The following is a 24,688-nucleotide window of genomic DNA, read 5'->3' on the forward strand; positions in this document are numbered from 1 at the left end:
AGGGGCGACGCGTGTGACGAGCCTGAAACCCGATCGGGTGCACGAGCAGTCCCAGCACTCGGCCTCGGGTCGCATCCCGCGGCCGCCGTTGACCCTGGTGGCCCGCGAGCGGTTGCATTCTGCCCTCGATCTCGGCGTACGGTCGCCGCTGACGATGCTGATCGCACCGGCCGGCACCGGCAAGACGGTGCTGCTGTCGGACTGGGTGGCGCGCCGCAGGCGGTCGGGCCAGGCGGTGCTGTGGGTTCCCGGGCAAGCGCCGGGCGCGCTCGCCGGAGCCCTCGAGCACCTGGCCGGTCCCGACGTGGCGACACCGCCGGATCCGATCGTCATCGACGACGCCCATTTGCTGCCTGCGGCAACGGTTGCCGGCCTGGCCCAGATCCTGAGGAAGTCACCGCACGCCGTCCGGCTGTTGCTGGCCAGCCGGTACGACCTGCCGCTGCCGGTGTCCGAGCTCGAACTGCGCGGGATGGCACTGACCCTGCGGTCACGGGATCTGCGCTTCACCGATGCCGAGGCCACCGAACTCGTCCAGGCCCATGCCTCGAACGCCACCGCCGCGGACGTCCGGCTGTTCCAGGAGCGGACAGCAGGCTGGGCGGCCGCCCTGGTGCTCGCGGCGCGCACGCTCGCCGCCTCCGGTGACGCCGGGTGGTCCTTCGCCAACCAGCAGCCGGTGCTCGACCTGCTCCTGGGGGAAACGCTGAGCACCCTCGACGAGCGGGTCCAGGCGGTCCTGCTGAGCACGTTCGGAGCCGCCTCGGTGACGGGACACCAGGCGGCCATGCTGAGCGGCGACGCGGACGCCGGCGCGATGCTGGGCGATCTCGCCGGCAGCGGACTGCTGGTGACGGCGTACGCCGATGATCCGGGCAGCGAGCCGCTCTACCGGTTCCACCCGCTCCTCGTCGAGTTGCTCCGGCGGCGGGTGGCCGGCCGCAGCGAGAACGCACAGATCGTCACGGCGGCGCAGCATCGGTCGGCGCTGTACTACGAGAACCGCGGCGATGGCGGCAGCGCCCTACACGCCGCGCTCGGCGCCGGCGACCCTGCGCTGGTCGCCCGGATCCTGCTCGGTCACGGGCCGGCGATCCTGGCCGCCGGCGAGCTGAGCCTGGTCGCGGACGGCTTCGAGAGCCTGCCGGAAGGCTATGTCGAGGCGCATCCGCACCTCATCGGCGTCCGTGGGCTGCTGCGGCGTGCCAACGGCGACGTGACCGGCGCGATCATGGATGCAGCGTCGGCGGACGACCTCGCGTCCGCGGCGGATCCGCAGCCGGTGACACCGGACGACAACGCGCTGGAGGCGGACGCCGTACTGCTGCGGTTGTGGGAATCGCGCTACGGCTGGCACGACGTCCACGCTGCGATCGGACGGGCGAGGACCCTGCTCGCGCTGGACCCCACGGATGCTTATGGGCGGCCGCGCGCCGTACTTGGGCCCGAGCGGTTGGCTTGGTTGCTGATCGAGCTCGCGGCGGCGGAGACGTGGGCGGACGAGCTGGACGCCGCGCTCAGCCACCTGGACGAGGCACTCGTCACCGCGCGGATGGCCGGCCATCAGCGGCTGATCGGCGGGGGACTGGCCCACCGGGCCGTCGTGCAGTACGCGCGCGGCCAGATCGAGAACGCGGCCAGCTCGGCGCAGGCCGCACTCGACGCGGCCGGCGAGCAGGGGCTTCCCCGGGAGTACGCCGTCCGCGCGCACGTCGTACTCGGCTTCGCGGCGCTGGGTCATCTCGATCTGGACAGCGCGTGGCGCCAGCACGAGCTGGTGGTGGCGACGGACGTGGCCGGCTCGGACACGGTGGTCGCGGCCCTGCGCGCCATCCTGCGAGCCGTGCTCCTCCTGGAGGGAGGTCGCCTTGAGGAGGCGCTGACAGAGCTCACCACCGATCCCGCGTCCGCCGGGCCGCTGCCGTCGTTCCTGTCGCGGGATCTGGCCCTGCTGCGGTTCCGGATGGCGACCATGGTCGGCGACCACGCCGGTGCCGAGACGCAGTGCGACGTACTCGACCGGATCGGCAACACGTCCGAGGCCGATCTGATCCGGGCCATCACCTCGATCGTCCGCGGCGACGTCCAGACCACGCTGAAGTTGATGGACGAAGCTCTCACCCGGCCGGACGTCTACCCGCCGTTGGCGTCTGCAGCCGCCTCGTTCCGGACCGTCCTGCTGGTGCGGATGGGCGACGAGGCCGCGGCCGAAGCGGCGCTGGTGGACACGTTGAATCGGGCCACGCCGCAGCGGATGCTGTACGCGCTCACCCCGGTCGGCCGTGAGCCGGACTTCCTCGACCGGTTGCACAGGCATCTCGCCGGGCCCAATCCGCATCCGTTCGCCGCCGCCACGCTCGAGCAGTTGTCGTCGTACCGGGCCGCCTGGAGCGAGGTCGGCGGTGCGTCGCTCCTGGCGCGGGCCCGGCCGGACGCGCACGTGCCGCCACCCCGCCGCCTCGACGCGGTGATCGACGGTGCCCGGATCCGGTTGACGCCGCGGGAGGCCGACGTACTCGACCAGCTCGCGCTCGGGAACTCCTACACCGAGATCGCCCGGGCCCTGTTCATCACCGAGAACACCGTCAAGACCCATCTGATGTCGCTGTATCGCAAGCTGGGCGTGGAGAAACGCTCCGCGGCCCTGCGCGTCGCCCGCACCGTCGGCCTGACCCAGCAGTCGTCGAACTAGGCGGGTTCATCCCCCGGATCGGGTGATCCGAGTGCTTCGGCGGCAGACGAAGGTGTTGCCAGGCGGAGCAGACAGGGCGGACACCGGGATGCGTCACAGCGGCTGCGGGACCGGACCACGGTGACGACGCCGCGCCCCGTCGCAGCGCTCGGGCGGCTCGCCGGCAAGGTCACGGGCCGGGTCGTCGAGACCGTCCCGCCGGACCTGATCCTCGACCACATCGACGTGGACGCTCTGCTCGATCGCGTCGACATGAACCGCATTCTCGACCGCGTGGACCTGAACCACGTCCTTGACCGCCTGGACCTGGACCGCGTGCTCGACCGCGTCGACCTCAACCACCTCCTGGACCGCATCGACCCGGACCGCCTGATCGACCGGGTCGATGTCGACCGCCTGGCCGGTCGGCTCGACCTGCAGCGCCTGCTGGCCGGCGTCGACCTGGACGAACTGCTCCGGTCGATGGATGTCGAGGCGCTTGTACGCCGCTCCGGCGTACCCGGCCTCGTGGTCGAGAGCCAGACCCAACTCGCCGGCTCACTGCTCGATCTGATCCGCCGGCAGCTCGCCGGGCTGGACGCCGTACTCGACCGGGTCGTGAACCGTCTCCTGCGCAGAGACATCGGATCGCAGCCGACGACCCCACGTCTGCTCGAGGTGCAGGAATGAACGGTCGTATGACCGTCACCGGTCACTACGCCGGCGCCGTGAGCAGGTTCGCGGCCGCCGTACTCGACGTACTGATCGTCTTCACGTCGTTCACGATCGGCTTCGCGGGTCTCGATCTGCTGACCACCGCCTTCTGGGGAGTGTCGGTACGGCGTCAGTCGACGGGCGCGACGATCGCACTTGCGGTCCTCGCGTTCTGCTACGCCTTCGGGTTCCTGGCGGTCGCCGCCCGGACACCGGGGCAGGGGATCGTCGGCCTCCGGGTGGTGCGGTCCGACGGCGGGACGATCCGGCCCGGCCGAGCCTTCGTGCGGGTGTGCGCGTACGTCCTGAGCGTGCTGTTCGTCGGGCTCGGGCTCGTCCTGATCGTGTTCCAGCGCGAGCATCGCGCCCTGCACGACCTGATCGCCGGGACCGCGGTCGTCTACGACTGGGGCGAGCGGCCCGCCGAGCTCCCCGGCCCGCTGTCGGACTTCCTCAGCCGGGCCGCAGCCAAGTCACCCGAATAGGAGGAGGCCGCAGCCTGCCCCGATTGATGGGATTGCGAGCAGGCCTGCAGTCCTGATCAGGCGCCGGAGGAGATGTCGTGAACACCACCGCGGACGATTTCGACCCCATCCCTTCGACCCGGCACCGGGTACCGGTCACCGTCGGCGCCCTGAAGCAGGCAGAGCAGGAAGCGGACGCGCTCGCCGTGCCAGTTGCCTCCGGCACCGAGCCGCCGGACGAACTCGGCACCGATGCGGCCGGGCTGGCTTCCGCGGGCTTCAGCGGCACGCGGGGCCAGACACTGGTCCAGACCCGGTCAGGCGGTCCGGTCCGGGTTGCCGTCGGGACCGGCGTACCGGATCAGATCGACGTCACGCTCGTGCGTGACCTGGCGGCCGAGTTCGCCCGCGCGGTGCCGTGGCACAAACGCCTCGCGATCGAGGTGCCGTCCCGGGCGACCGGTATCTCCGCCGGCGACTTCGCCCAGGCGGTCACCGAAGGTGTGCTGCTGGCGCGCTGGCGGTACTTCGTCGGCCAGGGTGCGGACACCCCTCAGCTCGAATCGCTCCTGGTCGTCGCCTCCGACGAGGATGCTGCAGAAGTCGCTGCCGGCGTCGAGCGCGGCCGCATCATCGCCGAGGCGTGCAGCCTCGGCCGCGATCTTGCCAACTGCCCGGCGACCACACTGTCTGCCGTCCGGATGGCCGAGGTCGCGGTCGAGGTCGGTGCGCGGACCGGCCTGCAGGTGGAGGTCTTCGACAAGGACCAACTGATCGAGATGGGTTGTGGCGGGCTGCTCGGCGTCAACCGCGGCAGTGTCGAGCCACCCCGGATGATCCGACTGCGCTATGAGCCCGCCGAACCGACCGGCCGGATCGCCCTTGTCGGCAAGGGGATCATGTACGACTCCGGCGGGATCAGCCTCAAGCCCAGCGACGAGTCGCACGCGCAGATGAAGAACGACATGACCGGAGCCGCGGCCGTACTCGCCTCCATGACCGCCTTGCAGGCTCTCGGCTGTACGACGGCAGTGACCGGCTACCTGATGTGCACCGACAACATGCCGTCCGGGTCCGCGATGAAGCTCGGTGACGTGCTCCGGATGCGCAACGGTACGACGGTCGAGGTACTGAACACCGACGCCGAAGGCCGCCTGGTGATGGCCGACGCGCTGGCACTGGCAACCGAGGAGCCGGTCGATGCGATCGTCGACATCGCCACGCTGACCGGTGCGTGCCTGCGGACGTTCGGTGTCGAGATTGCCGGTGTCATGGGCAACAACTCGGCCGTGGTCGAGCAGTTGCGGCAGGCGGGTGATCTCGTCGACGAGCCGGTCTGGGAGCTTCCACTGCATCGGTCCTACCGGACGCAACTCGACTCGTCGATCGCCGACCTCACCAACATGGGTGGGATCAACGCCGGATCGATCACCGCGGGACTGTTCCTCGAGGAGTTCGTCGACGGCAGGCCGTGGGCGCACGTCGACATCGCCGGAACGGCGCAACTGCCGGCGCCGAGGACCTGGCGGAACAAGGGCGCGAGTGGATTCGGCACCAAGTTGCTGATCGAGTTCGCCCGCGCGTTCGCGGTCCCCGCCGACGACAGTCGTCAGGTGGTGGCGCGGTGAGCGCGGTCGAGGAGGTGCCCGCCAAGAAGGGGGCGATGCAGAAGGTTCTCGACGGCATCGAACGGGCCGGCAACAAGGTCCCGCACCCGGCCATCATCTTCCTCGCGCTGATCTTCATCGTCATCGTGCTCTCGCAGATCCTGGCCTGGACCGGGGCGAGCGTGACCACCGAGGTGGCCGAGCCCCAGACCGTGCAGGTGATGCCCCAGGAGGAGGCTGGGTCGAGCGTCGCCGGCTCGGACACGCCACCGGCGCCGGCCGTGCCCGACTACGAGTTGCACACCGAGAAGATCACCGCCGAGAGCCTGCTGGACGGTGACGGGATCCGGTTCATCTTCACGACCGCCGTACAGAACTTCAACGACTTCGGCGTCGTCGCGGTGATCCTGGTCGCGATGATCGGCGTCGGCGTGGCCGAGGAGGCCGGGCTGATCGCCGCGCTGATCCGCAAGATGGTCAAGGTGGCGCCGAAGGGCGCGATCACCTTCATCATCGTCCTGCTCGGCGGCATCTCCAGCGTCGCCTCCGATGCGGGCTATCTCGTCCTGATCCCGCTCGGCGCGGCCGCGTTCGCGTCGCTCGGGCGACATCCGCTGGCCGGCATCGCGGCGGCGTACGCCGGAGTCAGCGCCGCGTTCTTCGTCAACATCCTGATCACGCCGGCCGACGGCATCATCACCGAGGTCACCAACGAGACGGTCGCGCTGGTCGCGCCCGACATCCAGCTCAACGTCACGGCCAACTTCTTCTTCAGCATCGCCTCGACGATCTTCTGCGCGATCGTCATGACCATCATCACCGAGCGACTGCTCGAGCCCAGGCTCGGCAGGTACGACGCTGCCGAGGCGCCGGTCGACGCGCCGGTCGACCACCAGCCCACCGACGAGGAGATGGCGCTGGAGTCGCGCGGACTGCGGTGGTCCCTCTACTACCTGCTGGTGGCTGTGGCCATCGTCTCGCTGCTGACCTTCATCCCGGGCGCTCCGCTGCGTAACCCCGACACCGGCGAGATCTTCGGGAACTCACCGTTCATGAGCAGCCTGCTGTTCATCATCTCGATGCTGTTCCTGGCCGCCGGACTCGGCTACGGCCGGGGCTCGCAGTCGCTGACCGGTGCCACGAACGTCATCAACGCGATCGTCAAGACGTTCAACGGCCTCGGCGGGCTGATCTTCCTGATGCTGCTGATCGCCCAGTTCATTGCCTACTTCAACTACACGAACATGTCGACGCTGGCCGCGACCGGCCTGGCCGACCTGCTCGAGCGGGCCGACATCGGGGCGTTGCCGCTGCTGATCGGCTTCATCCTGCTGGTCGTGATCATCGATCTGATCATGCCCGGCGTGATCCCGAAGTGGGCGATCCTGGCGCCGATCTTCGTGCCGCTGTTCTACCGGCTCGGCATCGCGCCGCAGACGGTGATCGCGGCGTACCGGGTCGGCGACGGACCGGTCAACGTCATCACTCCGCTGATGGTCTACCTGCCGTTCATCGTGCTCGTCTGCCAGAAGTACCGGAAGAAGGCCGGTATCGGCACGGTGGTGTCGATGATGCTGCCCTACACCATCATCGTTCTGATCACCTGGACGCTGTTCTACGTGGTCTGGTACGCGATCGGCATTCCCTGGGGGCCGTCCGCCCCGGTCCACCTCGGCTAGGGCGGTACGAGCGCTATGGATGACGGCACGATCAGCCTGATCATCCTCGGGCTCACCATCGCCGTGTTCGTGTGGAACCGGCTGCCGGTCGACCTGGTGGCGGTCCTGACCGCGCTGTCGCTGTGGGCGACCGGAGTCCTCGACTTCCCCGGCATCATCGCGGGGTTCGGGGATCCGGTCGTCATCTTCATCGCCTCGCTGTTCGTGGTCAGCGAGGGCATCGACTCGACCGGCGTCACCACCTGGGCCGGCCAGACGATCGTCAAGTACGCCGGAACGCAGCGGTCCCGGCTGCTCGTCGCAGTGACTGCGTTGTGTGCGTTGCTGACAGCCTTGATCACCCTGAACGGCGCGGTCGCGGCGCTGCTTCCGTTGGTCGTGATGCTCGCCGTACGGATCGGGGAACCGCCGTCGCGGATGCTGATGCCGCTCACGTTCGCGGGCAGTGCGGGATCCCTGCTGATGCTGACCGGTACGCCGGTCAACATCATCGTGTCCGAGGCGTCGAGCGATGCCGGTGCGGGCGCCTTTCCGTTCTTCGCCTTCGCGGTGGTCGGCGTACCGCTCGTCATCGGCACGATCGCCATCTCGGTGTTCCTAGGCCCGCGGTTGCTGCCCGCCGCCCGCCCGGCGCATGCTCCGGCCGACCTGGCCCGGCATGCGCACACCCTCGACGTGCACTACGCCATGACCAACGGCTTCTATCGTTTGCGCGTCCGCGAACTCTCGCCGTTGCTCGGCCGTGGCGTGGCCGACGTCGACCTCACGCCGTACCCGGGGGTTGAGATCGTCGGAGCCCAGGACGGGGACGGGGTCTCCCGGGTGAGCGAGTCTCTGGATGTCGGCGACGTACTCGTGGTGACCGGCCCCTCGGAACAGGTGGGCAGCCTGACCATCGATTCCCTGCTGGCGGTCTGTATGGCGCCGACGCCGGTCGACGACCTGCTGACGCGGGAGGCCGGGGTGGTCGAGGTCGTCATCCCGCCGCGGTCGTCACTGGTCGGGGAGACGGTCTTCCCCGGGATGCATCGGGCACACGACCTGGTGATCATCGCGGTACAGCGGATGGCCAAGGACCGGGGGAACCAGCCCACTGAGCTCGCCGAAGGAGACGCGCTGCTGGTGCACGGCACCTGGGCGGCCTTGGACGAGCTGACGAGGGACCGGGATGTCCTACTGGTGGACTCGCCGGACCTCGTCCGGCGACAGGCCGTGCCCTGGGGCGCCAAAGCGTCGATTGCCGTCGCAATTCTTGTCGGCATGGTCGTTCTTCTCGCCACCGGTGCGGTCCCGCCCGCGTTGGCAGGGCTGCTGGCCGCGACGGCGATGGTGGCGACCAAGGTGATCGGGCCGCGGCAGGCGTACCGGGCGATCTCGTGGCAGATCGTCGTACTGATCGGTGCCCTGATCCCTTTGTCCACGGCGATTCAGACCAGCGGCGGCGCCGACCGGATCGCCGACCTGATCGTCGACGCGGTCGGTCCCGGCCGGCCGTATTTGTTGCTGCTGGCACTCTTCTTGCTCACGGCCACGCTCGGCCAGGTCGTCAGCAACACCGCGACCGTGCTGATCGTCGCGCCGATCGCCGTGGCGGCCGCCCAGGGGACCGGGACGTCCGTGCAGCCGGTCCTGATGCTCACCGCCGTCGCCGGTGCGGCGTCGCTGCTGACTCCGATCTCGACTCCCGCGAACATGATGATCATGAACCCCGCGGGCTACCGCTTCAGTGACTACTGGAAGCTCGGGCTCCCGGTGATGCTGTGGTGGTTGCTGACGGCCCTCGTGATCATCCCGCTGGTCTGGCCGTTCTGACATGGCCGAGGACAGGTACGTCTCCACCGGCGGACTGCCCGGAACGGTCGCGGTGGTCGAGCTGGTCGAAGCGGCGTACGAGCTGGGCCGCGGGATCGGCGACGGGACGGTGTCGGACGTGTACCCGGCGCTGACCCGCGTCGACCCGGAGGCGTTCGGAATCTGTGTCGCGGCCAGCGACGGCCGGCTGGCCGAGGCGGGCGACTCGCGGACCCCGTTCACCATCATGAGCGTCGCGAAGCCGTTCGTGTTCGCGCTGGTCAGTCAGGCGATCGGTGTCGAGGCGGTGCGCGCCCTCGTCGGCGTCAACGCGACCGGTCTGCCGTTCAACTCGGTGCAGGCGGTCGAACAGCCCCCGGCCGGACGCACCAATCCGATGGTCAACCCCGGGGCGATCGCGACGACAAGCTTGACGCCAGGTACGTCGCTCGAGGACCGCTGGAGGTTCATCGTCGACGGCCTGTCCCGGTTCGCGGGTCATGAGCTCGCCCTGGACACGGAAGTGCTCACGTCGGCGCTGCAGACGAACCATCGCAATCGTGCCCTCGCCGAGTTGCTCCGCAGCGACGGCGGCCTGGTCGGTGATGCGGTCGAGGCGACCGTGCTCTACACCAGGCAGAGCTGCCTGAGCGTCACCGCGGTGGATCTGGCGGTGATGGGCGCGACGCTGGCGGACGGCGGGGTGTGCCCGACGACCGGCGTACGAGTGATCGACCCGGACGTCGCCCGGGTGACGCTGGCCGTGATGACGATCGCGGGGCTGTACGAGACCTCTGGCGACTGGCTGCTCGACGTCGGCGTTCCGGGCAAGAGCGGGATCGGCGGCGGCATCGTGACCGTTTCGCCGGGCAAGGGCGCACTGGGCACGTTCGCGCCGCGCCTGGACCACGCGGGCAACAGCGTCAAAGGGCAGTGGACGGCACGGTTCCTGTCTCGTCACCTCGGACTCGATCTGCTGGCCTCACAGCCGGTCCCGCCGGCCGCCGACGTGTCGTGAGTGCTCAGGGTGCGGCGAGCGTCAGCGTGGTGGTGGCCGTCTGACCTGCTCGGGAGTAGGTCAGCTCGATGGTGTCGCCGACCTTGCGGGTCAGGGTCGCGACGACGATCTGTTCGCTGCTCTGAGCCGGCTGGCCGTCGATCTTGGTGATGATGTCGCCTGCCTTGAGACCCGCCTTCACGCCCGGACCTCCGGCGTCGACGGAGACGACGAAGAGACCGGATGGGTTGCCCGACGCATTCGCGAGGGCCGGCGGGATCTCCTGGACCTGCAGGCCGGTGGTCGGATGGCCAGGCTCCCCGGTACGGACGAGTTCGTCGGCGATCGGGCTCGCGAGGTCGACCGGGATCGCGAAGCCGAGGCCGACGCTTCCGCCGCCGGAGACGCCGGACGCGTTCGGGACGGTGGCGATCGCAGCGTTGACTCCGACGAGACGCCCGGAGCAGTCCACCAGGGCGCCGCCGCTGTTGCCGGGGTTGATGGCCGCGTCGGTCTGGATGGCGCCGATCAGGTGATGGGTCACGCCATCGCCCGGCACAGGTACATAGCGATCCAGCGCACTGACGATGCCGGAGGTGACCGTGCTGGCGAGTCCGAGCGGAGCGCCCAGGGCGACGACAGGCTGCCCGACCTGCAGCTCGGCGGACGAACCGAATGTGATCACTGGGCGATCCTTCGCAGCGTCCGCGGCCTTGAGTACGGCGAGGTCGGTGCTGGGATCACGGCCGACGATCGTGGCGTCCGAGCTCGTGCCGTCGCTGTACTGCACGGACACTTTGCCGCCGTTGGCCGCGACCGAGATGACGTGGTCGTTGGTGAGGATGTAACCGCCGTCCTTGAAGATCTGTCCCGAACCGGTGCCGGCCGAGGCGCCGCTGCTGGCCGAGATCGTCACGATCGACGGCAGGATCTCGTTCGCGACCGGGATCGCGGCGCACATCGCCGTACTCGGATCCGCCGCGGCGGTGGACGAGGCGTCAGCGGATCCGCCGTTGCGATCCACCAGCGCGAAGATGAGGGAGGTGATCAATGCGCCCACGACGGCGCCACCAAGGATCGCCAGGGACAGGCTGCGAGTGAGCCGGAAGCGACCCCGGCCGTCCGGCGGTGTGCCGTCCGGTGGTGTGGCTGCCGGATCGGGCTGTCCGTTGTCGGCCTGGACCATCTGGACCTCCTCTGGCCCACTCAGGAGTCGGAGCGCACCACATGCTCGACGCTCCCGTCGCCCACCCGAGAATAGGTTCGCCGGGCGCCGGACATGTCACCCGATCCAGGTGAAGCCGGTACGGATGTGGCGCGGTCGAAGTACAGGTAGGCGACGGCCGATCCGGCGAGTGGCATCGCGAGCGCGAAGAGCAGCGACGAGATCACGTTGATGAGGACCGGCGACAGGTCGGTGGCGAGGAGCAGGACGATCCCGGCGATCGGTCCGGCGGCCAGTCCCAGCCCGATGATGATCGCCAGCGGTACGGCGGTCCGCCACCAACGTCCCCGGACGAGCATCCGGCTGCGTCTGAGCGCCGTACCTCCCGAGGAGTGCTCCGCCACCACGACCGGTATGGCGAACGCCCGGCTGGCCGCGTAGTAGATGGCCACCGGGATCGTCGCCACGAAGAACGCCAGCACTGCGAGCACGACGAAGTACTGCACGGCCACCCGGGTCAGCGGCCGCCGGCGCGAGAAGACATGGCGCAGTATGCCCATCGCGGTGACGGCCTCGCCTCGATCCAGCTGGTCGAGCATCCTCGTCACGGCGGCGAGCAGTACGACGTACGCCGCGATCGTGAGGATCGTGACGGCCAACGTGATCAAGGAGGCCCAGAAGCCCGGAGCGTTCTCTGTCGGCGCGCCGAGGTCGGTGGGTGCGTCGCGTCTGGCGACCTGGAATCTTGCGAGAGTCACAGTCGCCAGGCTCAGGATGATGAACGCCGCCGCGAAACCCGCGAACAGACCGGGTCGGTGCCGGAACAGGCGTAGCGCGGCGACCACGGTCTGACCCCAGACGCGCCGCCTCCTGGCCGGCAGCGGGGCCGCATCGGTCCACTGCGTACGACTCGCCGCGAACCAGATCAGCCCGATGAGCGCCGCGAGTATCAGGCCCAGCAGCCAGGGTCGGTCGAGGGTTTCGCGGACCAGGTTGGATCCGGTGGCGACCGCGGCGCAGAAGGCGCCCGTGCTGCTCGGACCCAGCAAGGTGCCGGCCGGCACCGTACCGCTGTCATCCCGCCAGGTGTCCTCGGCGTCCTGGATGGGCGTGAGCCACGACGTTTTCATGTTCGGGCCGGTCGGCCCGTCGAAGAACGAGCGCTGCCGTTCGCCCCATCTGCCTTCGAATCCAAGCCAGGGGTACTCCTGCAGGTAGTCCGCGCGGGTCAGCGGGACGTAGGCGACCCGTGGTCTGATCGCGGCTTGCGGTCTGGTCGTGTCGTCGCAGCCCAGTCCTTCCGAGCCACGACCGAGGTACAAGCGCTGGCCGTACTTGTTGGCATGTGAACCGGCCGCCGGGTAGACGACCGGATGGGTTCCGTCGACGACCTCGAGCTTGGCGTCGCCCCAGCGAGCTCGCTCAGCGCCTCCGTGCTGGCTGAATCCAACCGCCGTCGGCTCCGTGGCCAGTGCGGCCGCAGGCGTCGCCGCGTCGAAGATGAGCTGGATCGATTCCCAGTCGCCTTCGTGGGTGTTGTTGTAGTCGTTGAAGACGTAGAAGAACCAGTACTCCAGCGAAAGCTTGCCGGGGAACGCCGGATCGGCGACGACATGGGCATAGACGGTAGCCGGGTGGACCGCGTTGATCAGCGCCGACCACTCGGCGTACGTGCAGCCGGGACGGAGCGGATCGCCGGGGAAGTCGAGGAAGTGCCCCGGGAACCCGAGGGTGATGTCCTTGCCTTTCGGCTGCGTCTTGACCAGGTCCGGCGGTTGCCACGGACCGCGGAGTGCGACCTGTTGATCGCCGAGCACGGCCTCGACGTCGGTGGGCTGGAACTGCTCGCCGTCGTCGCACCTCGGCGATTCCTCCTGCAGCTTGACGACGGGGGAGTAGCGATCGGCCAGTGCTTGCGCGGCGGGGTCGTCCGGCGAGGCGGTGGTGCCGGCTGCTGCCGAGTCCGGCAGCCAGAGGATCGTCAAGGTGAGGAACGCGAACAGCAGTGGCGGCAGGGATCGTCTCCAGGCGCGGGCCGTCATTTCCACAGCATGCGCACGACGTACCGGTCTCCACACCATCCGGCTCTGGCGTCACTTCGGCGGCCCAGGTCACCCGATCCAGGTGATCCATGCGTCCGTCCGTAGTTCCGTCAGCGCAGAGTGCACGCGCATCCGGGTTGCCGCCATGAAACAGGGATACCCAGCAGCCGGTCTCCCCCTGTCCGGGGGAGGCCGAAGGACCCGGCCCGCAGCAGAGTCATGGGGACGGGGCGTGAAAGGGGGTCGTCATGGGCCACTACGTCATCAGGGTCAAGGGCGAACTGTCGCGCGACCTCACCGATGCCTTTCCCTCGATGACCGCCGATCCCGAGCCGGCGCAGACAGTGCTGCACGGGTTCCTCGACGATCAGGCGGCACTGGCCGGCATCCTCAACCACCTCGACATGCTCGGCATCAACATCATCGAGGTCCTGCAAGTGCCCTCGACCCGCCCGCCCGACGACGACCCCTCACCCAGCACCGCGCAGTGATCCGGCCGGTGGATCACACTCACAGGCCTGCTGTGTATTGGCGGCCGATTGATTTGTCCGGACGTGTCGGCGAGGTCACAGGGATCTGACTGACTGATCAGTCAGTTATCTTGCTACGCTCGGCAGTGCTGCACTTGGGGCATTCCTGTCGATGGAGTGAGGTGCCGACCATGGCGCTTGCGGATGTGTCTGTGTCTCGCCGGAGAAAGGCCCGGCGGGAGGAGTCGAGGCTGGCCGACCATGTCGACCGGCTGGGGGAGGAACACCCACCGATCCCGCTCGACAGTGTCGACTACACGATGAAGCGGCCCGGCCTGCTCGCCGAGCGGTTCGGGTCGGTCCTGGCCTACATGTCGCGGGTCGAGCTCGAGGTCGAACGGAACGTGATCGAGCTCAACATCCTGCTGCCCGATCCACCCGAGGTCGATCAGCATTTCTACGCCGACGTGTGGATGCCGCAGGAGACGCACCACGGCCTGATCCTCGACCGGCTCCAGGTCCTGGCCGGTCTCGAGCCCACCAACCCCAACCTGACCGACGTGTCGTTCCGGCTCAAGCTGCTCGGGGCGCTCGGCCGGGTGGGCGCGGTCCAGGACGTCAGCCGGATGCTCTACTACCTGACCGGCCTGGCCACCGAGCGATCGGCGGTGCTTGCCTACAACAAGCTTCACGCCGGCATGCTCGAGCTGGGGGAGCGGGCCGTCGCGAGGACCGTGGTCGCGCCGATCCGCCGCCAGGAGCCCGGGCACTTCGCGTACTACCAGATCGCCGCTCGTGGTCTCTGGTCGCAGTTGGGCGGTTGGCAGAAGTGGCTGGTGCGCACGCTTCGACGGAAGACGTTCGGCCCGGTCGGTGCCGAGAACAAGCAGCAGCGGCTGGAGTTCGGCAAGGCGATCCGCTCGCTGGGCATCGTCACCGGTGACGACGCGGATCTTCAGCACTATGCCGATCAGGTCGGCCGGGTCGAGCACGAGTTGCTCTGGGCCCACCGGCGCGGTCTGCGGGTCCCGAAGTACGTGTTCGAGTCGTTCCGCCGGGCCGCCCACGCGTCCGCGGACCTGGACGGTGATCACCAGCCCGCTCCGGGGCGGGCCTGATGATGACCGCCGCCGCTTCCGGGCGCCCCTCCAAACGTGAAGCCATCATCGAGACGGCCGAGCGCCTGTTCGCCGACCGCGGGTACGACGCGACGTCGACGGCGCTGATCGCGCACGAGGCCGGCGTACCGGCCGGCCTGGTGTTCTACCACTTCGCCACCAAGCTGGATCTCCTGCTGGCCATCGTGCACGAGCGGCCGACACCGGGTGAGGTGCTCAGGACTGCCGCCCGTGGCCGCTCGGTTCACCGGCGGTTGCGGGCCGTGGTGTCGTCCATGGCCGAGGAACTGGAACGCAATCGGGCGGCGCGGATCATCGTCTTCCGGGAGGCGCAGGCCCGTCCCGAGATCGCCGAGCGCGCGGCGGAGTTGTTCGACGAAGCCACCACCACGGTCGCGGAGATCCTCAGCGGCGCCGAAGACGTCGTCGCCGAACCGGACCGGGTCCGGACCGCCGCGGACCTCATCGTCAGCCGGGTCTTCCTCGACATCATCGCGTTGGGTCAGGCCGACACCGCGACCAAACGCCACGCAGCCATGATCGACCTCATCGAGGAGTCACTCACCACCCCGCACGCCGAGTGAGTCGGCCAGGCAGGATCAGGCGTGGCCGCCGTCCATCAGCTCGTGCAGTTTCTCGAGCGCTTCGGTGATGTCGTCGTAGTCGTTCTGGGCGGCGCGGGATTCGGCGCTGATCACTCCGCAGCGGTGGACCCGCCGGAGGTCGCCGTACGGGAACTTGTAGTGGCCCTTGGTCTCGTCGTCCATGTCGGTGTCGATCCCGAGGTACCACCGGCCGTACTCGCGCCAGCCGTGCTTGTCGAGGTACGCGTTCTCCTCGTCCGCGGTCGGTGCGTGCTCACTCCAGTCGTCCCGCTCGTCCTTCGCGGTCTGACCCTTCCGGATCAGCGACTTCGCGTGCTCGTACGCCTTCTCGTTCAGCCTGACGGTCACGGTCGTTTCGCCTCCGATGCTTCTGCGGTGTCGTCCGGCTCGCGGGCTTGCCGGACGTACGCCGGGATGACGAACCAGAAGGTGACGAACCACGCCAGTACGGCGATGACGACGCCAATGGCTACCGGACGAGACGCGACGACGTCCAGCGCGATCAGCAGTCCACCGCAGACCGCGGCGACGAGGAAGACCAGCCCGGCGCGCAGGAGGTAGTCGGCGATCGTCACCAGCCGGTCGCGCAGACCCTGCCGATACACGATCCGGTGCAACGAGATCGGTGCGAGGAACAGTGCGACCGCAAGCGCCGAGGCGATCAGCGTGCAGGCGTAGATGAAATGGGTGAAGTTGTCGGCGCCCTGGAACCGGTTCTGGAAGGCGATGCTCAGCAGGAAGGCGAACAGGATCTGCGTGCCGGTCTGGGCCAGGCGCAGTTCCTGCAGCAACTCGTTCCAGTGCCGGTCGAGGCGCTGGCCGGAGCTCTCATCCTCGCGACGGTAGTGCTGGGTCATCAGGTCTACCCGATCGTCCGGTGTTTCGGGGACCAGTACCCCACGTCACCTGCGCCTATGCGGCGTCTCGTACTACGGGAGTTTGCGGGTGTCGATGAGTTGCTGGGCGACGTCGCGGAGTTTGGTGTTGGTGTCCTGGGAGTAGCGCTTGAGGATGGCGAACGCCTGGTCGTCGTTGACGTCGAAGCGTTCCATCAGGATGCCCATCGCCTGGCCGACGAGTTTGCGGGCGTCGACCGCCTGTGCCATCGATTCCTCGTGCCGCGCGGAAGCGAGGGCAACGGATGCATGCCGCGCAAGGATGTGGGCGATCGCTTCGTCGTCGGGACTGAACGCGTCAGGTGACGGGCTGTAGAGCCCGAGTACGCCGACCGTCGAGCGACTATCGTCACCCGTCGCCAGCGGTACGTCGAGCACGCTCCGCACCCCAAGGGCGGCAACCTTCGCGGCCCACTCCGGCCAGCGGTTGTCGGTGGTGGTGTCACGGATCAGCACAGTGCTGCGTTCACGGAGCGCGGTCACCAGCGGGCCACACTCGGAGGAGAGTTGCAGGTCGTACACGTCCGCGACGACGGGGTCGGTGACCGCGGCGATCTCCGCCTGTGATCCACGGGAATACAGCGCCACGCCGGCGTACGTGCAGTTGAGCGCCAGCAGGGCGAACTGGACGACGGCATCGACCGTCTCGTCCACGCCCGAGGCGTCGTGCAACTCGACCGCCAGGCGCGCGAAGGCCATCGCCGCGTCGTTGGCGTCCGGGTCGATCATGGCCACACACAGCTCCTGGGGGGTCACCAGGGGCGCCCGCGTTTGAGCGTCCCGTGGTCATCATGCCGGTCCTATGACCATCCCGCGCTCACTTCGGGGTAACAACTCAGTGTCCCGTCAGGATTGTCGTTCTCCGGCCGTCGGAGGGTGCGTTCTCCGGATTGCCAGGCCCGCACGAGCCGTTTGGTGCGGTCTGGGCCCGCTGCGCCAGTGAACGGGTCCAGACCTCGAGGCTTCCCACCACCCGAGCGCTGGGCAACCTCTCACCCCTCCCTGTGCCCCAGACACCCAGATCGATGCGTTGAAAATTCATCCAGTACTCCGGTGGGCGGCACCGGTCGTTTCTGGGTGCGTGACGGGGGCACCGGGGGACCATGAACAAGAAAGGATTCGCTCGTGTGCTGGCAGGTGTGCCGGCAGTGGTGGCGGGTCTCCTGAGCCCACTCAGTGCGGGCGACGGCGACCCGGGCGACTACGGCGGCGCAATCTGGGTGATCGTGGCCGTCGCTGTCGTGGCAGTGATCGTCGGGGCCGGGACCTTCTACCTGGTTCGTTCCCGGCGCATCGACCTCTTCCAGACCAGCATGCCCGAGGACGAGGACCACTCGAAGCACACGCATCGCGACGGATAGGCCTGGTCCGCTGCCGTGGCGTACCTTGGGGTCGGCTGAAGAAGTCGGCCGCCCGGGACTGTTCGCAGGATGGGTGCATGGAGTCCCTGACATTCGAGAGCCGTGATCTCGCGCGCACCGAGGAGTTCCTCAACCACGCGTACACCAAGATGCGGATCGGCGGCGGCACGGACGACGTGAGCGCGCGGATCACCCGCGAGGCGGTCGGCTCGATCAGTGTCGACCGGCTCGACATCGGCTTCGAGATGAAGTACGACGCCGACCCGCTCGGCAAGATCTGTCTCTGCGTGGTCGAGGCGGGAACGGTGCAGGATCACGCCACCGACGGCTGGGAGGACGCCTTCGGGCCGGGCGATGTCGTCTCGTTCGCGCCGCCGGATCGCCCGTACGTCGGCAAGGTCTGCCGGTCGCGCTACAGCATCACCATGTTCGATCCCGCGCTGCTCACCCGGGCCGCCGGCGTTGACAACCGAAGCGGTGGGCCGGTCCGGCTGCTCGACCATCGCCCGCACTCGGCCGCGGCCGCCCGCCACCTGGTCAGCACGATCAACTATCTGGGCGATCAGGTGCTGCCGGACTCGACGGTGCGGACGTCGCCGCTGCTGCAGTCCTCGGTCTCTCGCCTGCTCGCCTCGAGCGTTCTGGCCGCGTTCCCCAACACGGCGCTGATCGCGCGGGATCGGACCGACGGGCGCGACGCGCATCCGCGGACAGTGCAGCGGGCGATCGCCTTCCTGGAGTCCAGCGTCGACCAGGACGTCGCTGTCGGCGACGTCGCTGCGGTCGCCGGCGTGACTGTGCGTGCCGTTCAGACCGCCTTCCAGCGGCATCTCGGGACCACCCCGATGGTGTACCTGCGCCAGTTGCGACTGGCCGAGGTCCACACGGAACTCCTCGCCGGCGATCCGGCCAAGCTCTCCGTCACAGCCGTGGCGGCGCGCTGGGGCTTCCACCATCTGGGCCGCTTCGCCGCCGCCTACCGGGAGCAGTACGGCGAGTTGCCGAGCGCAACGCTGGGTCGCTGAACCGATCGTTGCCAGGGCGACGTTCAGCCGTCGAGCTGCAGCCGGCGACTGACGATGAGTTGGGCCACCCGCGCCAGCGTCTCGTCGCGGGCGTAAGCGCGGGCACGGAGGAGCGCCGAGGCGTCCTCGATGGCCAGACCCAGGTGGCCCGCGATCATGCCGGTCGCCTGATGGACGACCGCACGCGACATCCACGGGCTGCGGTCGTCGGGTTCCTCGCTGGTGGGTGGATCGTTGAGCAGCGCGACACCGAGTGCGTCCGCGAGGAACTGCGAGGTCTGCGGACTCTCCGTGAACGTCCGGCCGTCGGCGACGTACGCGCTGAGCACGCCGAACGGGCGTCCACCCGGCCGGATCGGGAAGCAGCGGATGGTCAGCGGTCCGACCGCTGCCAGCGCCGCGCGGACGAACTCCGGCCACCGCCTGTCGGTCTCCAGGTCGGAGCCGACCGGCTCGCCCGCGCCGTACGCCGCATGGCCCGGGCCTTCGCCGAGGACGTCCTGCAGATCCTCGAGTCGCGCGGCCGTCGAATCGGTGGCGGTCAGCGTGACGCGATTGGTGACCGAGTTCTCGATCGTGATCGACGTACCGTCCGCACCGAGGAGGTCACGACAGGTGCGGCCCAGCTCATCGGGACGACTGCGCGCGGGCGCCACTGTGATCGCCTCGATCAATCGGGCGAGAATCGCACCGCGCTTCATGTCAGGCCCAGTACCCGCCCAGCCGCCGACCATTCCCCGCCGGGTCAGGCTTCGGATTCGCCGACCGAGCCTTGCTCCTGTTCGAGCGAGGTCTTGATGGTCGCGAGGGTTCGCTCGAGTGCGCTGTCGATGTCGCCCGAATGCGCGGTGTCCAGGCGGACGGTCAGCTTGGACGTGCCGTCGGCGACGAAGTCGACCAGGAGTTCGCCCTGGTAGTCATGCGGGCCAGGTGCTCCCCACCTGAGGATCCGGTCCTCGTCGACGACATCGATCCAGGCCTCCCGGTGGAACTCGCCCTCGCCGGCGGCCGGATCGGTCGCCGCGACGTCGACCTCCTGGTGCACCGGCTGCTTCGGCAGCCTGGCCTCGGGCCCCTGGGACTCCGCCGGCGGCGGTTCGGTGCGGTGGAGTGCCGTCATCCAGGGCAGGAAGTCGGGCAGACGCTCGAGATCGGACAGGCGGTCGAAGAGGATGTTCGGTGCGACGTCGACCGTGGTCCATGCTTCGTGGTGGTTCATGCTCCGCCTCCTCGAGTCACGCAGCAGACAACCCCCTGGTACCCCTGCCGTCGGCACACATGCGGCGGGAGCGGCGGGAGCGGCTGGTGCGGCTGGTGCGGCGAAACAGGTCGGTGCGACCACCGTTTGTGTGAGGTTCGGGGCGGGCACCGGATCGTGGCACGGGGAGCTCAGTCGCCGGGTGTCCGCCCGGCCCGTTTCAGATGGGAAGGACCATGAGTCTCATACTGTGGATCATCGCGGCGATCCTTGTTATCGCCGGGATCGTCTCCCTGTTCCGCGGCCAGGTGCTGTGGGGCGCGGCGCTGATCGTGATCGGCCTGCTGGTCGGGCCGGGTGGCGTCAGCATCTTCACCTAATCGTCTACCGGGAAACCGGTCGCTTGCCCCCACGTCGCCTCGGCGTGGGGGCAAGCGTCGTTCGCCCTGCGGTCGGGGTGTCCTCGGAGCTGTTGCCCAGGGCATCGTCCGGATCCGAGCGGGCTGTGCACGAGCAAAAGAAAGGGCAAGGAGGTTGTACTCTCCCTGCCACTATCAACCTATAACGCATCGGGGGACTTGCCGCAAGCCCCCGGTGGTGCTGGAGAATCGCCGACCGAAACGCAGAACCTACGGAATCAGGGGGATTCCATGATCGACGTGATCGTTGCCGGTGGCGGACCGGTCGGCATGATGCTGGCCGCCGAGCTGCGGCTGCACGGTGTGGACGTGGTCGTGCTGGAGAAGGCGCTGGAGCCGACCAAGATCGTCCGCTCGCTGGGTCTGCACGCACGCAGTATCGAGGTGATGGACCAGCGTGGTCTGCTGGAACGGTTCCTTGCACTCGGCACGAAGTACCCGCTCGGCGGCTTCGCCGGCATCTACAAGCCGGCGCCGGAGCGGCTGGACACGGCACACGGATACCTGCTCGGCATCCCGCAGGCCATCACCGACCGCCTGCTGGCCGAACGGGCCGCCGAGCTCGGCGCCGACATCCGGCTCGGCGCCGAACTGGTCGGGCTGAGCCAGGACGACGACGGCGTGACCGTCGATCTGGCCGACGGGACGCAACTGCGCTCGCGCTACCTGGTCGGCTGCGACGGCGGCCGCAGTACGGTGCGCAAGCTGCTCGGCGTCGGCTTCCCCGGCGAGCCCAGCCGGGTCGACACGCTGCTCGGCGAGGTGGAGGTGACCGCTCCGCCGGATGAGGTGACCGCCGTGGGGACCGAGGTTCGTAAGAGCCAGTTGCGGTTCGGCGCCATGCATGTCGAGGGCACCAAGTTCCGGTTCGTTGTTCCCGGCGCACCGGTGGTGGCCGAGGACCGTGCGGATGCGCCGACGCTCGAGGAGTTCAAGCAGCAGTTGCGGCTGACGGCCGGCTCCGACTTCGGCGCGCACTCACCGAGCTGGCTGTCCCGCTTCGGCGACGGCACCCGGCTGGCCGAGAGTTACCGGTCCGGTCGGGTGCTGCTCGCCGGCGACGCCGCGCACGTCCATCCGCCGATCGGCGGGCAGGGGCTGAACCTCGGCGTCCAGGATGCCTTCAACCTCGGCTGGCAGCTGGCCGCCGAGATCGACGGCTGGGCACCGGAGGGGCTGCTGGACAGCTACCAGCTCGAACGGCATCCAGTGGCTGCCGGCGTACTGGAGAACTCGAGCGCCCAGATGGAGCTGCTGTCCACCGAGCCGGGTCCGCAGGCGCTCCGCCGGCTGCTGGGGGAGCTGATGAACTTCGAGGACGTGAACCGGTACCTGATCGAGAAGAACACCGCGATCGCGATCCGCTACGACTTCGGTGCGGGTCACGAACTCCTCGGCCGCCGCTTGCGGGACGTGGAGCTGAAGCGCGGTCGCCTCTACGAGCTGACGCACGAAGGCCGCGGACTCCTGCTCGACCAGAACGGCGGGCTTTCGGTGGCAGGCTGGGCCGATCGGGTCGACCACGTCGTCGACGTCAGCGAGGAACTGGACGTGCCCGCGGTCCTGCTGCGACCCGACGGCCACGTGGCGTGGGTCGGTGAGGATCAAGAGGACCTGGAGAGGCACCTCCCCAGGTGGTTCGGGGCCGCCTCAAGCTGAGCGATAACTTGTACGGGCGCTCAACGAGGAGGCTGTATGCGGATCGCGGTGATGGGGACCGGCGGGATCGGTGGGTACTTCGGAGGCCGGCTGGCGCTGGCAGGGCATGACGTCGCGTTCATCGCGAGGGGCCGCCAGCTCGAGGCGCTGCGCAGCCATGGCCTCCGGCTGGAGAGTCAACTCGGCGATGCGCACCTGCCCACGGTCGCGGTCACCGACGATCCGGCGCAGCTCGACCCGGTCGACATCGTCATGTTCGGCGTGAAGCTGTGGGACACCGAGGCATCGGCCAAGCTGATCGAGCCGTTGCTCACCGAGCGTACCGGCGTCGTGTCGTTCCAGAACGGTGTGGTCAAGGACGACATCCTGCGCAGCGTTCTCGGCCCGGAGCACGTCATCGGTGGCGTCGCCTACATCGCCGCCACGATCGCCGAGCCCGGGGTGATCCGCCATTCCGGTCCGCTGCAGAAGCTCGCCTTCGGTGAGTACGACGGCAGCACCTCGGCGCGGGTGCAGGAGTTCTACGACGCCTGTGTGGCCGGTGGCATCGATGCCGAGATCAGTGGTCGGATCGAGCAGACCATCTGGGAGAAGTTCGTCTTCCTGGTCGGCCTGTCCGGTACGACGACCACCGCGCGGACGCCGATCGGACCGATCCGCAGCCACCCGCGGGCTCGCGCGTTCCTGCACGACGTGATGGACGAGGTCGTGCAGGTCGCGCAAGCCCAGGGGGTGCCGCTGCCGGCCGACTTCGCCGACGGACGGCTCGCGTTCATCGACACGGTGCCGGCCGACATGACGTCGTCGATGCACCACGATCTCGACCGTGGCAACCGGCTCGAGGTGCCGTGGCTGAGCGGTGATGTGGTTGCCCGGGGCAATACCCTCGGCATCCCGACGCCGTGCAACCGCGCGATCACCGACATCCTCTCGGTCCACAGTGCCGGCCGGCCGCCCGGACAGAGCTAGGGTCGAGGGGTGAGTTCGGGGCAGGAGGCTGAGGCTTCAGGTAACGGGGAGAGCTTCGTCACCGTGCTGGTGGCGTTGACGGCCAATCTGCTGATCGCGACGGCAAAGTCGGTGGTGGCCGCGATCACCGGGTCGGCGGCGATGCTGGCCGAGGCCGCGCACTCGTGGGCGGACACCGGGAACGAGATCTTCCTGCTGATCGGAGAGCGCCGGGGTCAGAAGCCGGCCGACGCGACACATCCGCTCGGGTACGGCCGGGTCGGCTACATCTGGTCGATGATCGCCGCCTTCGGCCTGTTCGTCGTCGGTGCGGCGGTCTCGATCTGGCACGGCATCCAGTCCCTGCACGCCGGCGAGGGCGGTACGTCGTACGGCTGGGCGTACGCCGTACTCGGGATCTCGTTCGTGCTCGAAGGGATCTCGTTCGCGCAGGCGCTGCGGCAGACGAAGGCCGGTGCGTTCGAGCGGATGCTGCGGCCGCTGCGGTACGTCCGGCTGACCTCGAATCCGGTGCTGCGCGCGGTGTTCGTCGAGGACCTGTCGGCGCTGATCGGCATCGTGATCGCGGCGCTGGCCATCCTGCTGCACCAGCTCACCGGCGACCCGGTCTGGGACGCGATCGGATCGATCGTGGTCGGCCTGCTGCTCGGCGGGGTCGCGCTGTTCCTGATCAGCCGGAACATGGACTTCCTGACCGGCGAGGCGGTCTCGCCGCTGGGCCGCAACCGGGTCCTGCGCGCCCTGCTGGAGCACGATGCGATCGAGCGGGTCAGCTTCCTGCACATGGAGTGGGTCGGCGCGGACAAGGTCTTCCTGGTCGCGGCGGTCGATGTCACCGGCAACGATCGGGAGTCCGACGTCGCCGTCCGGCTGACCGCGGTCGAGGACGCCTTGAACGCGCGGCCCGAGATCCAGCGCGCAGTCCTCACCCTGAGCCGCCCCGGCGACCTGACTGATCTGCGCCCGGTCCAGCTCCCCGCCTGGTACGTCGACCCGTCGGCCTGAACGCGCTCAACCAGATTGTCGTTCCGGAAGGTTGTCGTCCGGAATGAGGGTTAGCATCTGCCGCGTGGACCTTCTTGAGTTGCACTTCGAGGGCGAGATCTGGGAGTGGCGTGGGCCGGCGCCGTACTACTTCGTCACGGTGCCGGAGGACGAGGCGGCGGAACTGCAGGAGGTCGCCGCGGCGGTCACCTATGGCTGGGGGGTGGTGCCGGTCCGCGCGACGATCGGCCGCACCGAGTGGACGACCTCGCTGTTCCCGAAGGACGGTGGCTATGTGCTCCCGCTCAAGGACCGCGTCCGCAAGGCCGAGGGCATCGAGGAGGGCGACACCATCTCGGTCACGATGACGCTGGCCTGACTGGAGTCTGACTATGGCCAGATGGCCTGGCTGATCGCGACGCCGAGGAAGACGCTGCCGAGCCCGGCGACGACGCTGACGGCCACATTCGCGACGGCGAGGAACCGGCCGCCGTCCTCGTAGAGCCGCAACGTCTCGTAGGAGAAGGTCGAGTACGTCGTGAGCGCGCCGCAGAACCCGGTCCCGACGACGAGTTGCACCTGATGCGGCAGTGCGGACGCCGTACTCGCACCTGCCACGACGCCGAGGATCAGCGAGCCGACGACGTTGACGGAGATCGTGCCCCACGGGAACGCGGAGTCGTGGCGCTTCTGGACGGCGCGATCGGTGAGGTAGCGCAGCGGCGCGCCGATCACGGCGCCGGCGATCACCAGGAGGACGCTCACTGGTGCACCATCCCCTCAGTAGTAGCCAGTTCGGGGAGTGTGTGGTGAGGCTTCTTGTTGAACCGCTGGCCGGTGGCTGACCGCCGAGG

The 24,688-nt window shown here is 68.7% G+C and carries 25 protein-coding genes; 17 read left to right on the plus strand and 8 right to left on the minus strand.

Annotated features, from left to right (window positions below):
* The first annotated feature begins 13 nt into the window (after positions 1-13).
* From E0H73_RS39110 to glsA, 7 genes are all read left to right on the plus strand, one after another.
* Positions 14-2,692, plus strand: coding sequence for a LuxR C-terminal-related transcriptional regulator (locus E0H73_RS39110; RefSeq protein WP_131365228.1), 2,679 nt, complete (start codon positions 14-16; stop codon positions 2,690-2,692).
* Positions 2,693-2,812: 120 nt separating this feature from the next.
* A complete protein-coding gene (locus tag E0H73_RS39115; protein WP_131365230.1) occupies positions 2,813-3,361 on the plus strand; it encodes a hypothetical protein in 549 nt (182 codons plus the stop codon).
* Positions 3,358-3,870: an RDD family protein gene (locus tag E0H73_RS39120; RefSeq protein WP_131365232.1), complete on the plus strand. Its 513-nt coding sequence runs from the start codon at positions 3,358-3,360 to the stop codon at positions 3,868-3,870. Before E0H73_RS39115 ends, E0H73_RS39120 begins: the two co-directional genes overlap by 4 nt.
* 77 nt (positions 3,871-3,947) lie before the next feature.
* Entirely contained in the window at positions 3,948-5,477 is a 1,530-nt protein-coding gene (locus E0H73_RS39125; protein ID WP_131365234.1) for a leucyl aminopeptidase family protein, read from the plus strand.
* Positions 5,474-7,135, plus strand: coding sequence for an AbgT family transporter (locus E0H73_RS39130; RefSeq protein WP_202867783.1), 1,662 nt, complete (start codon positions 5,474-5,476; stop codon positions 7,133-7,135). Before E0H73_RS39125 ends, E0H73_RS39130 begins: the two co-directional genes overlap by 4 nt.
* A gap of 15 nt (positions 7,136-7,150) precedes the next feature.
* Complete coding sequence (locus tag E0H73_RS39135) at positions 7,151-8,947, plus strand: SLC13 family permease (RefSeq protein ID WP_131365235.1); 1,797 nt, start codon at positions 7,151-7,153, stop codon at positions 8,945-8,947.
* Position 8,948: 1 nt separating this feature from the next.
* Positions 8,949-9,944 carry a glutaminase A gene (gene glsA, locus E0H73_RS39140; RefSeq protein ID WP_131365237.1) on the plus strand — a complete coding sequence of 332 codons (996 nt, stop codon included), beginning with the start codon at positions 8,949-8,951 and terminating at the stop codon, positions 9,942-9,944.
* Between the two features lie 4 nt (positions 9,945-9,948).
* On the opposite strand, the gene E0H73_RS39145 is transcribed toward glsA, so the two are convergent.
* Positions 9,949-11,109, minus strand: a complete 1,161-nt coding sequence (locus E0H73_RS39145) for a S1C family serine protease (protein ID WP_131365239.1) — start codon at positions 11,107-11,109, stop codon at positions 9,949-9,951.
* Positions 11,110-11,129: 20 nt separating this feature from the next.
* A complete protein-coding gene (locus E0H73_RS39150; RefSeq protein WP_131365241.1) occupies positions 11,130-13,130 on the minus strand; it encodes a hypothetical protein in 2,001 nt (666 codons plus the stop codon).
* Between the two features lie 248 nt (positions 13,131-13,378).
* On the opposite strand from E0H73_RS39150, the gene E0H73_RS39155 reads away from it, so the two are divergent.
* The 3 genes from E0H73_RS39155 (at position 13,379) to E0H73_RS39165 (ending at position 15,302) form a co-directional block, all read left to right on the plus strand.
* Entirely contained in the window at positions 13,379-13,621 is a 243-nt protein-coding gene (locus E0H73_RS39155) for a hypothetical protein (protein WP_131365243.1), read from the plus strand.
* 170 nt (positions 13,622-13,791) lie between these two features.
* A complete protein-coding gene (locus tag E0H73_RS39160; protein WP_165555999.1) occupies positions 13,792-14,718 on the plus strand; it encodes a GTP-binding protein LepA in 927 nt (308 codons plus the stop codon).
* Positions 14,718-15,302 carry a TetR/AcrR family transcriptional regulator gene (locus E0H73_RS39165; protein ID WP_131365245.1) on the plus strand — a complete coding sequence of 195 codons (585 nt, stop codon included), beginning with the start codon at positions 14,718-14,720 and terminating at the stop codon, positions 15,300-15,302. The genes E0H73_RS39160 and E0H73_RS39165 overlap by 1 nt, the downstream gene beginning before the upstream one ends.
* A gap of 15 nt (positions 15,303-15,317) precedes the next feature.
* Here E0H73_RS39165 and E0H73_RS39170 read toward each other — a convergent pair whose 3' ends face one another.
* The 3 genes from E0H73_RS39170 to E0H73_RS39180 all read right to left on the minus strand — a co-directional run bounded on the left by E0H73_RS39170 (position 15,318) and on the right by E0H73_RS39180 (position 16,948).
* The gene (locus E0H73_RS39170; RefSeq protein WP_131365247.1) at positions 15,318-15,671 is read right to left on the minus strand and encodes a hypothetical protein; all 354 of its coding nucleotides are present in this window, start codon (positions 15,669-15,671) and stop codon (positions 15,318-15,320) included.
* Positions 15,668-16,180: a DUF6328 family protein gene (locus E0H73_RS39175; RefSeq protein WP_131365249.1), complete on the minus strand. Its 513-nt coding sequence runs from the start codon at positions 16,178-16,180 to the stop codon at positions 15,668-15,670. Before E0H73_RS39175 ends, E0H73_RS39170 begins: the two co-directional genes overlap by 4 nt.
* Before the next feature lie 72 nt (positions 16,181-16,252).
* Positions 16,253-16,948: a GAF and ANTAR domain-containing protein gene (locus E0H73_RS39180; RefSeq protein WP_131365288.1), complete on the minus strand. Its 696-nt coding sequence runs from the start codon at positions 16,946-16,948 to the stop codon at positions 16,253-16,255.
* Between the two features lie 374 nt (positions 16,949-17,322).
* On the opposite strand from E0H73_RS39180, the gene E0H73_RS39185 reads away from it, so the two are divergent.
* Both E0H73_RS39185 and E0H73_RS39190 read left to right on the plus strand, forming a co-directional pair.
* The gene (locus E0H73_RS39185) at positions 17,323-17,580 is read left to right on the plus strand and encodes a hypothetical protein (RefSeq protein WP_131365251.1); all 258 of its coding nucleotides are present in this window, start codon (positions 17,323-17,325) and stop codon (positions 17,578-17,580) included.
* A gap of 77 nt (positions 17,581-17,657) precedes the next feature.
* Positions 17,658-18,605, plus strand: a complete 948-nt coding sequence (locus E0H73_RS39190; RefSeq protein WP_131365253.1) for a helix-turn-helix domain-containing protein — start codon at positions 17,658-17,660, stop codon at positions 18,603-18,605.
* A gap of 23 nt (positions 18,606-18,628) precedes the next feature.
* Here E0H73_RS39190 and E0H73_RS39195 read toward each other — a convergent pair whose 3' ends face one another.
* Positions 18,629-19,306 carry a GAF and ANTAR domain-containing protein gene (locus tag E0H73_RS39195; RefSeq protein ID WP_131365255.1) on the minus strand — a complete coding sequence of 226 codons (678 nt, stop codon included), beginning with the start codon at positions 19,304-19,306 and terminating at the stop codon, positions 18,629-18,631.
* Between the two features lie 44 nt (positions 19,307-19,350).
* The gene (locus tag E0H73_RS39200; protein WP_131365290.1) at positions 19,351-19,824 is read right to left on the minus strand and encodes an SRPBCC family protein; all 474 of its coding nucleotides are present in this window, start codon (positions 19,822-19,824) and stop codon (positions 19,351-19,353) included.
* A 215-nt stretch (positions 19,825-20,039) separates the two neighbouring features.
* On the opposite strand from E0H73_RS39200, the gene E0H73_RS46235 reads away from it, so the two are divergent.
* The 5 genes from E0H73_RS46235 (at position 20,040) to E0H73_RS39225 (ending at position 24,213) form a co-directional block, all read left to right on the plus strand.
* Positions 20,040-20,183 (plus strand): GPGG-motif small membrane protein, encoded by a 144-nt coding sequence (locus E0H73_RS46235; protein WP_165556000.1) that lies wholly within the window; start codon positions 20,040-20,042, stop codon positions 20,181-20,183.
* A 270-nt stretch (positions 20,184-20,453) separates the two neighbouring features.
* The gene (gene rox, locus E0H73_RS39210) at positions 20,454-21,881 is read left to right on the plus strand and encodes a rifampin monooxygenase (protein ID WP_131365257.1); all 1,428 of its coding nucleotides are present in this window, start codon (positions 20,454-20,456) and stop codon (positions 21,879-21,881) included.
* A gap of 36 nt (positions 21,882-21,917) precedes the next feature.
* The gene (locus E0H73_RS39215; RefSeq protein WP_131365258.1) at positions 21,918-22,850 is read left to right on the plus strand and encodes a ketopantoate reductase family protein; all 933 of its coding nucleotides are present in this window, start codon (positions 21,918-21,920) and stop codon (positions 22,848-22,850) included.
* A gap of 9 nt (positions 22,851-22,859) precedes the next feature.
* Positions 22,860-23,855 (plus strand): cation diffusion facilitator family transporter, encoded by a 996-nt coding sequence (locus E0H73_RS39220; protein WP_238164562.1) that lies wholly within the window; start codon positions 22,860-22,862, stop codon positions 23,853-23,855.
* A 64-nt stretch (positions 23,856-23,919) separates the two neighbouring features.
* Positions 23,920-24,213, plus strand: a complete 294-nt coding sequence (locus E0H73_RS39225) for a DUF1905 domain-containing protein (RefSeq protein ID WP_238164563.1) — start codon at positions 23,920-23,922, stop codon at positions 24,211-24,213.
* Between the two features lie 11 nt (positions 24,214-24,224).
* Here the strand turns inward: E0H73_RS39225 and crcB are convergent, their stop codons facing one another.
* On the minus strand, positions 24,225-24,599 hold the full coding sequence (gene crcB, locus E0H73_RS39230) for a fluoride efflux transporter CrcB (protein WP_131365261.1): 375 nt from the start codon (positions 24,597-24,599) through the stop codon (positions 24,225-24,227).
* Between the last annotated feature and the right edge of the window lie 89 nt (positions 24,600-24,688).

Origin of the sequence: Kribbella pittospori, from assembly GCF_004331465.1 — a bacterium.
Classification (GTDB): domain Bacteria; phylum Actinomycetota; class Actinomycetes; order Propionibacteriales; family Kribbellaceae; genus Kribbella; species Kribbella pittospori.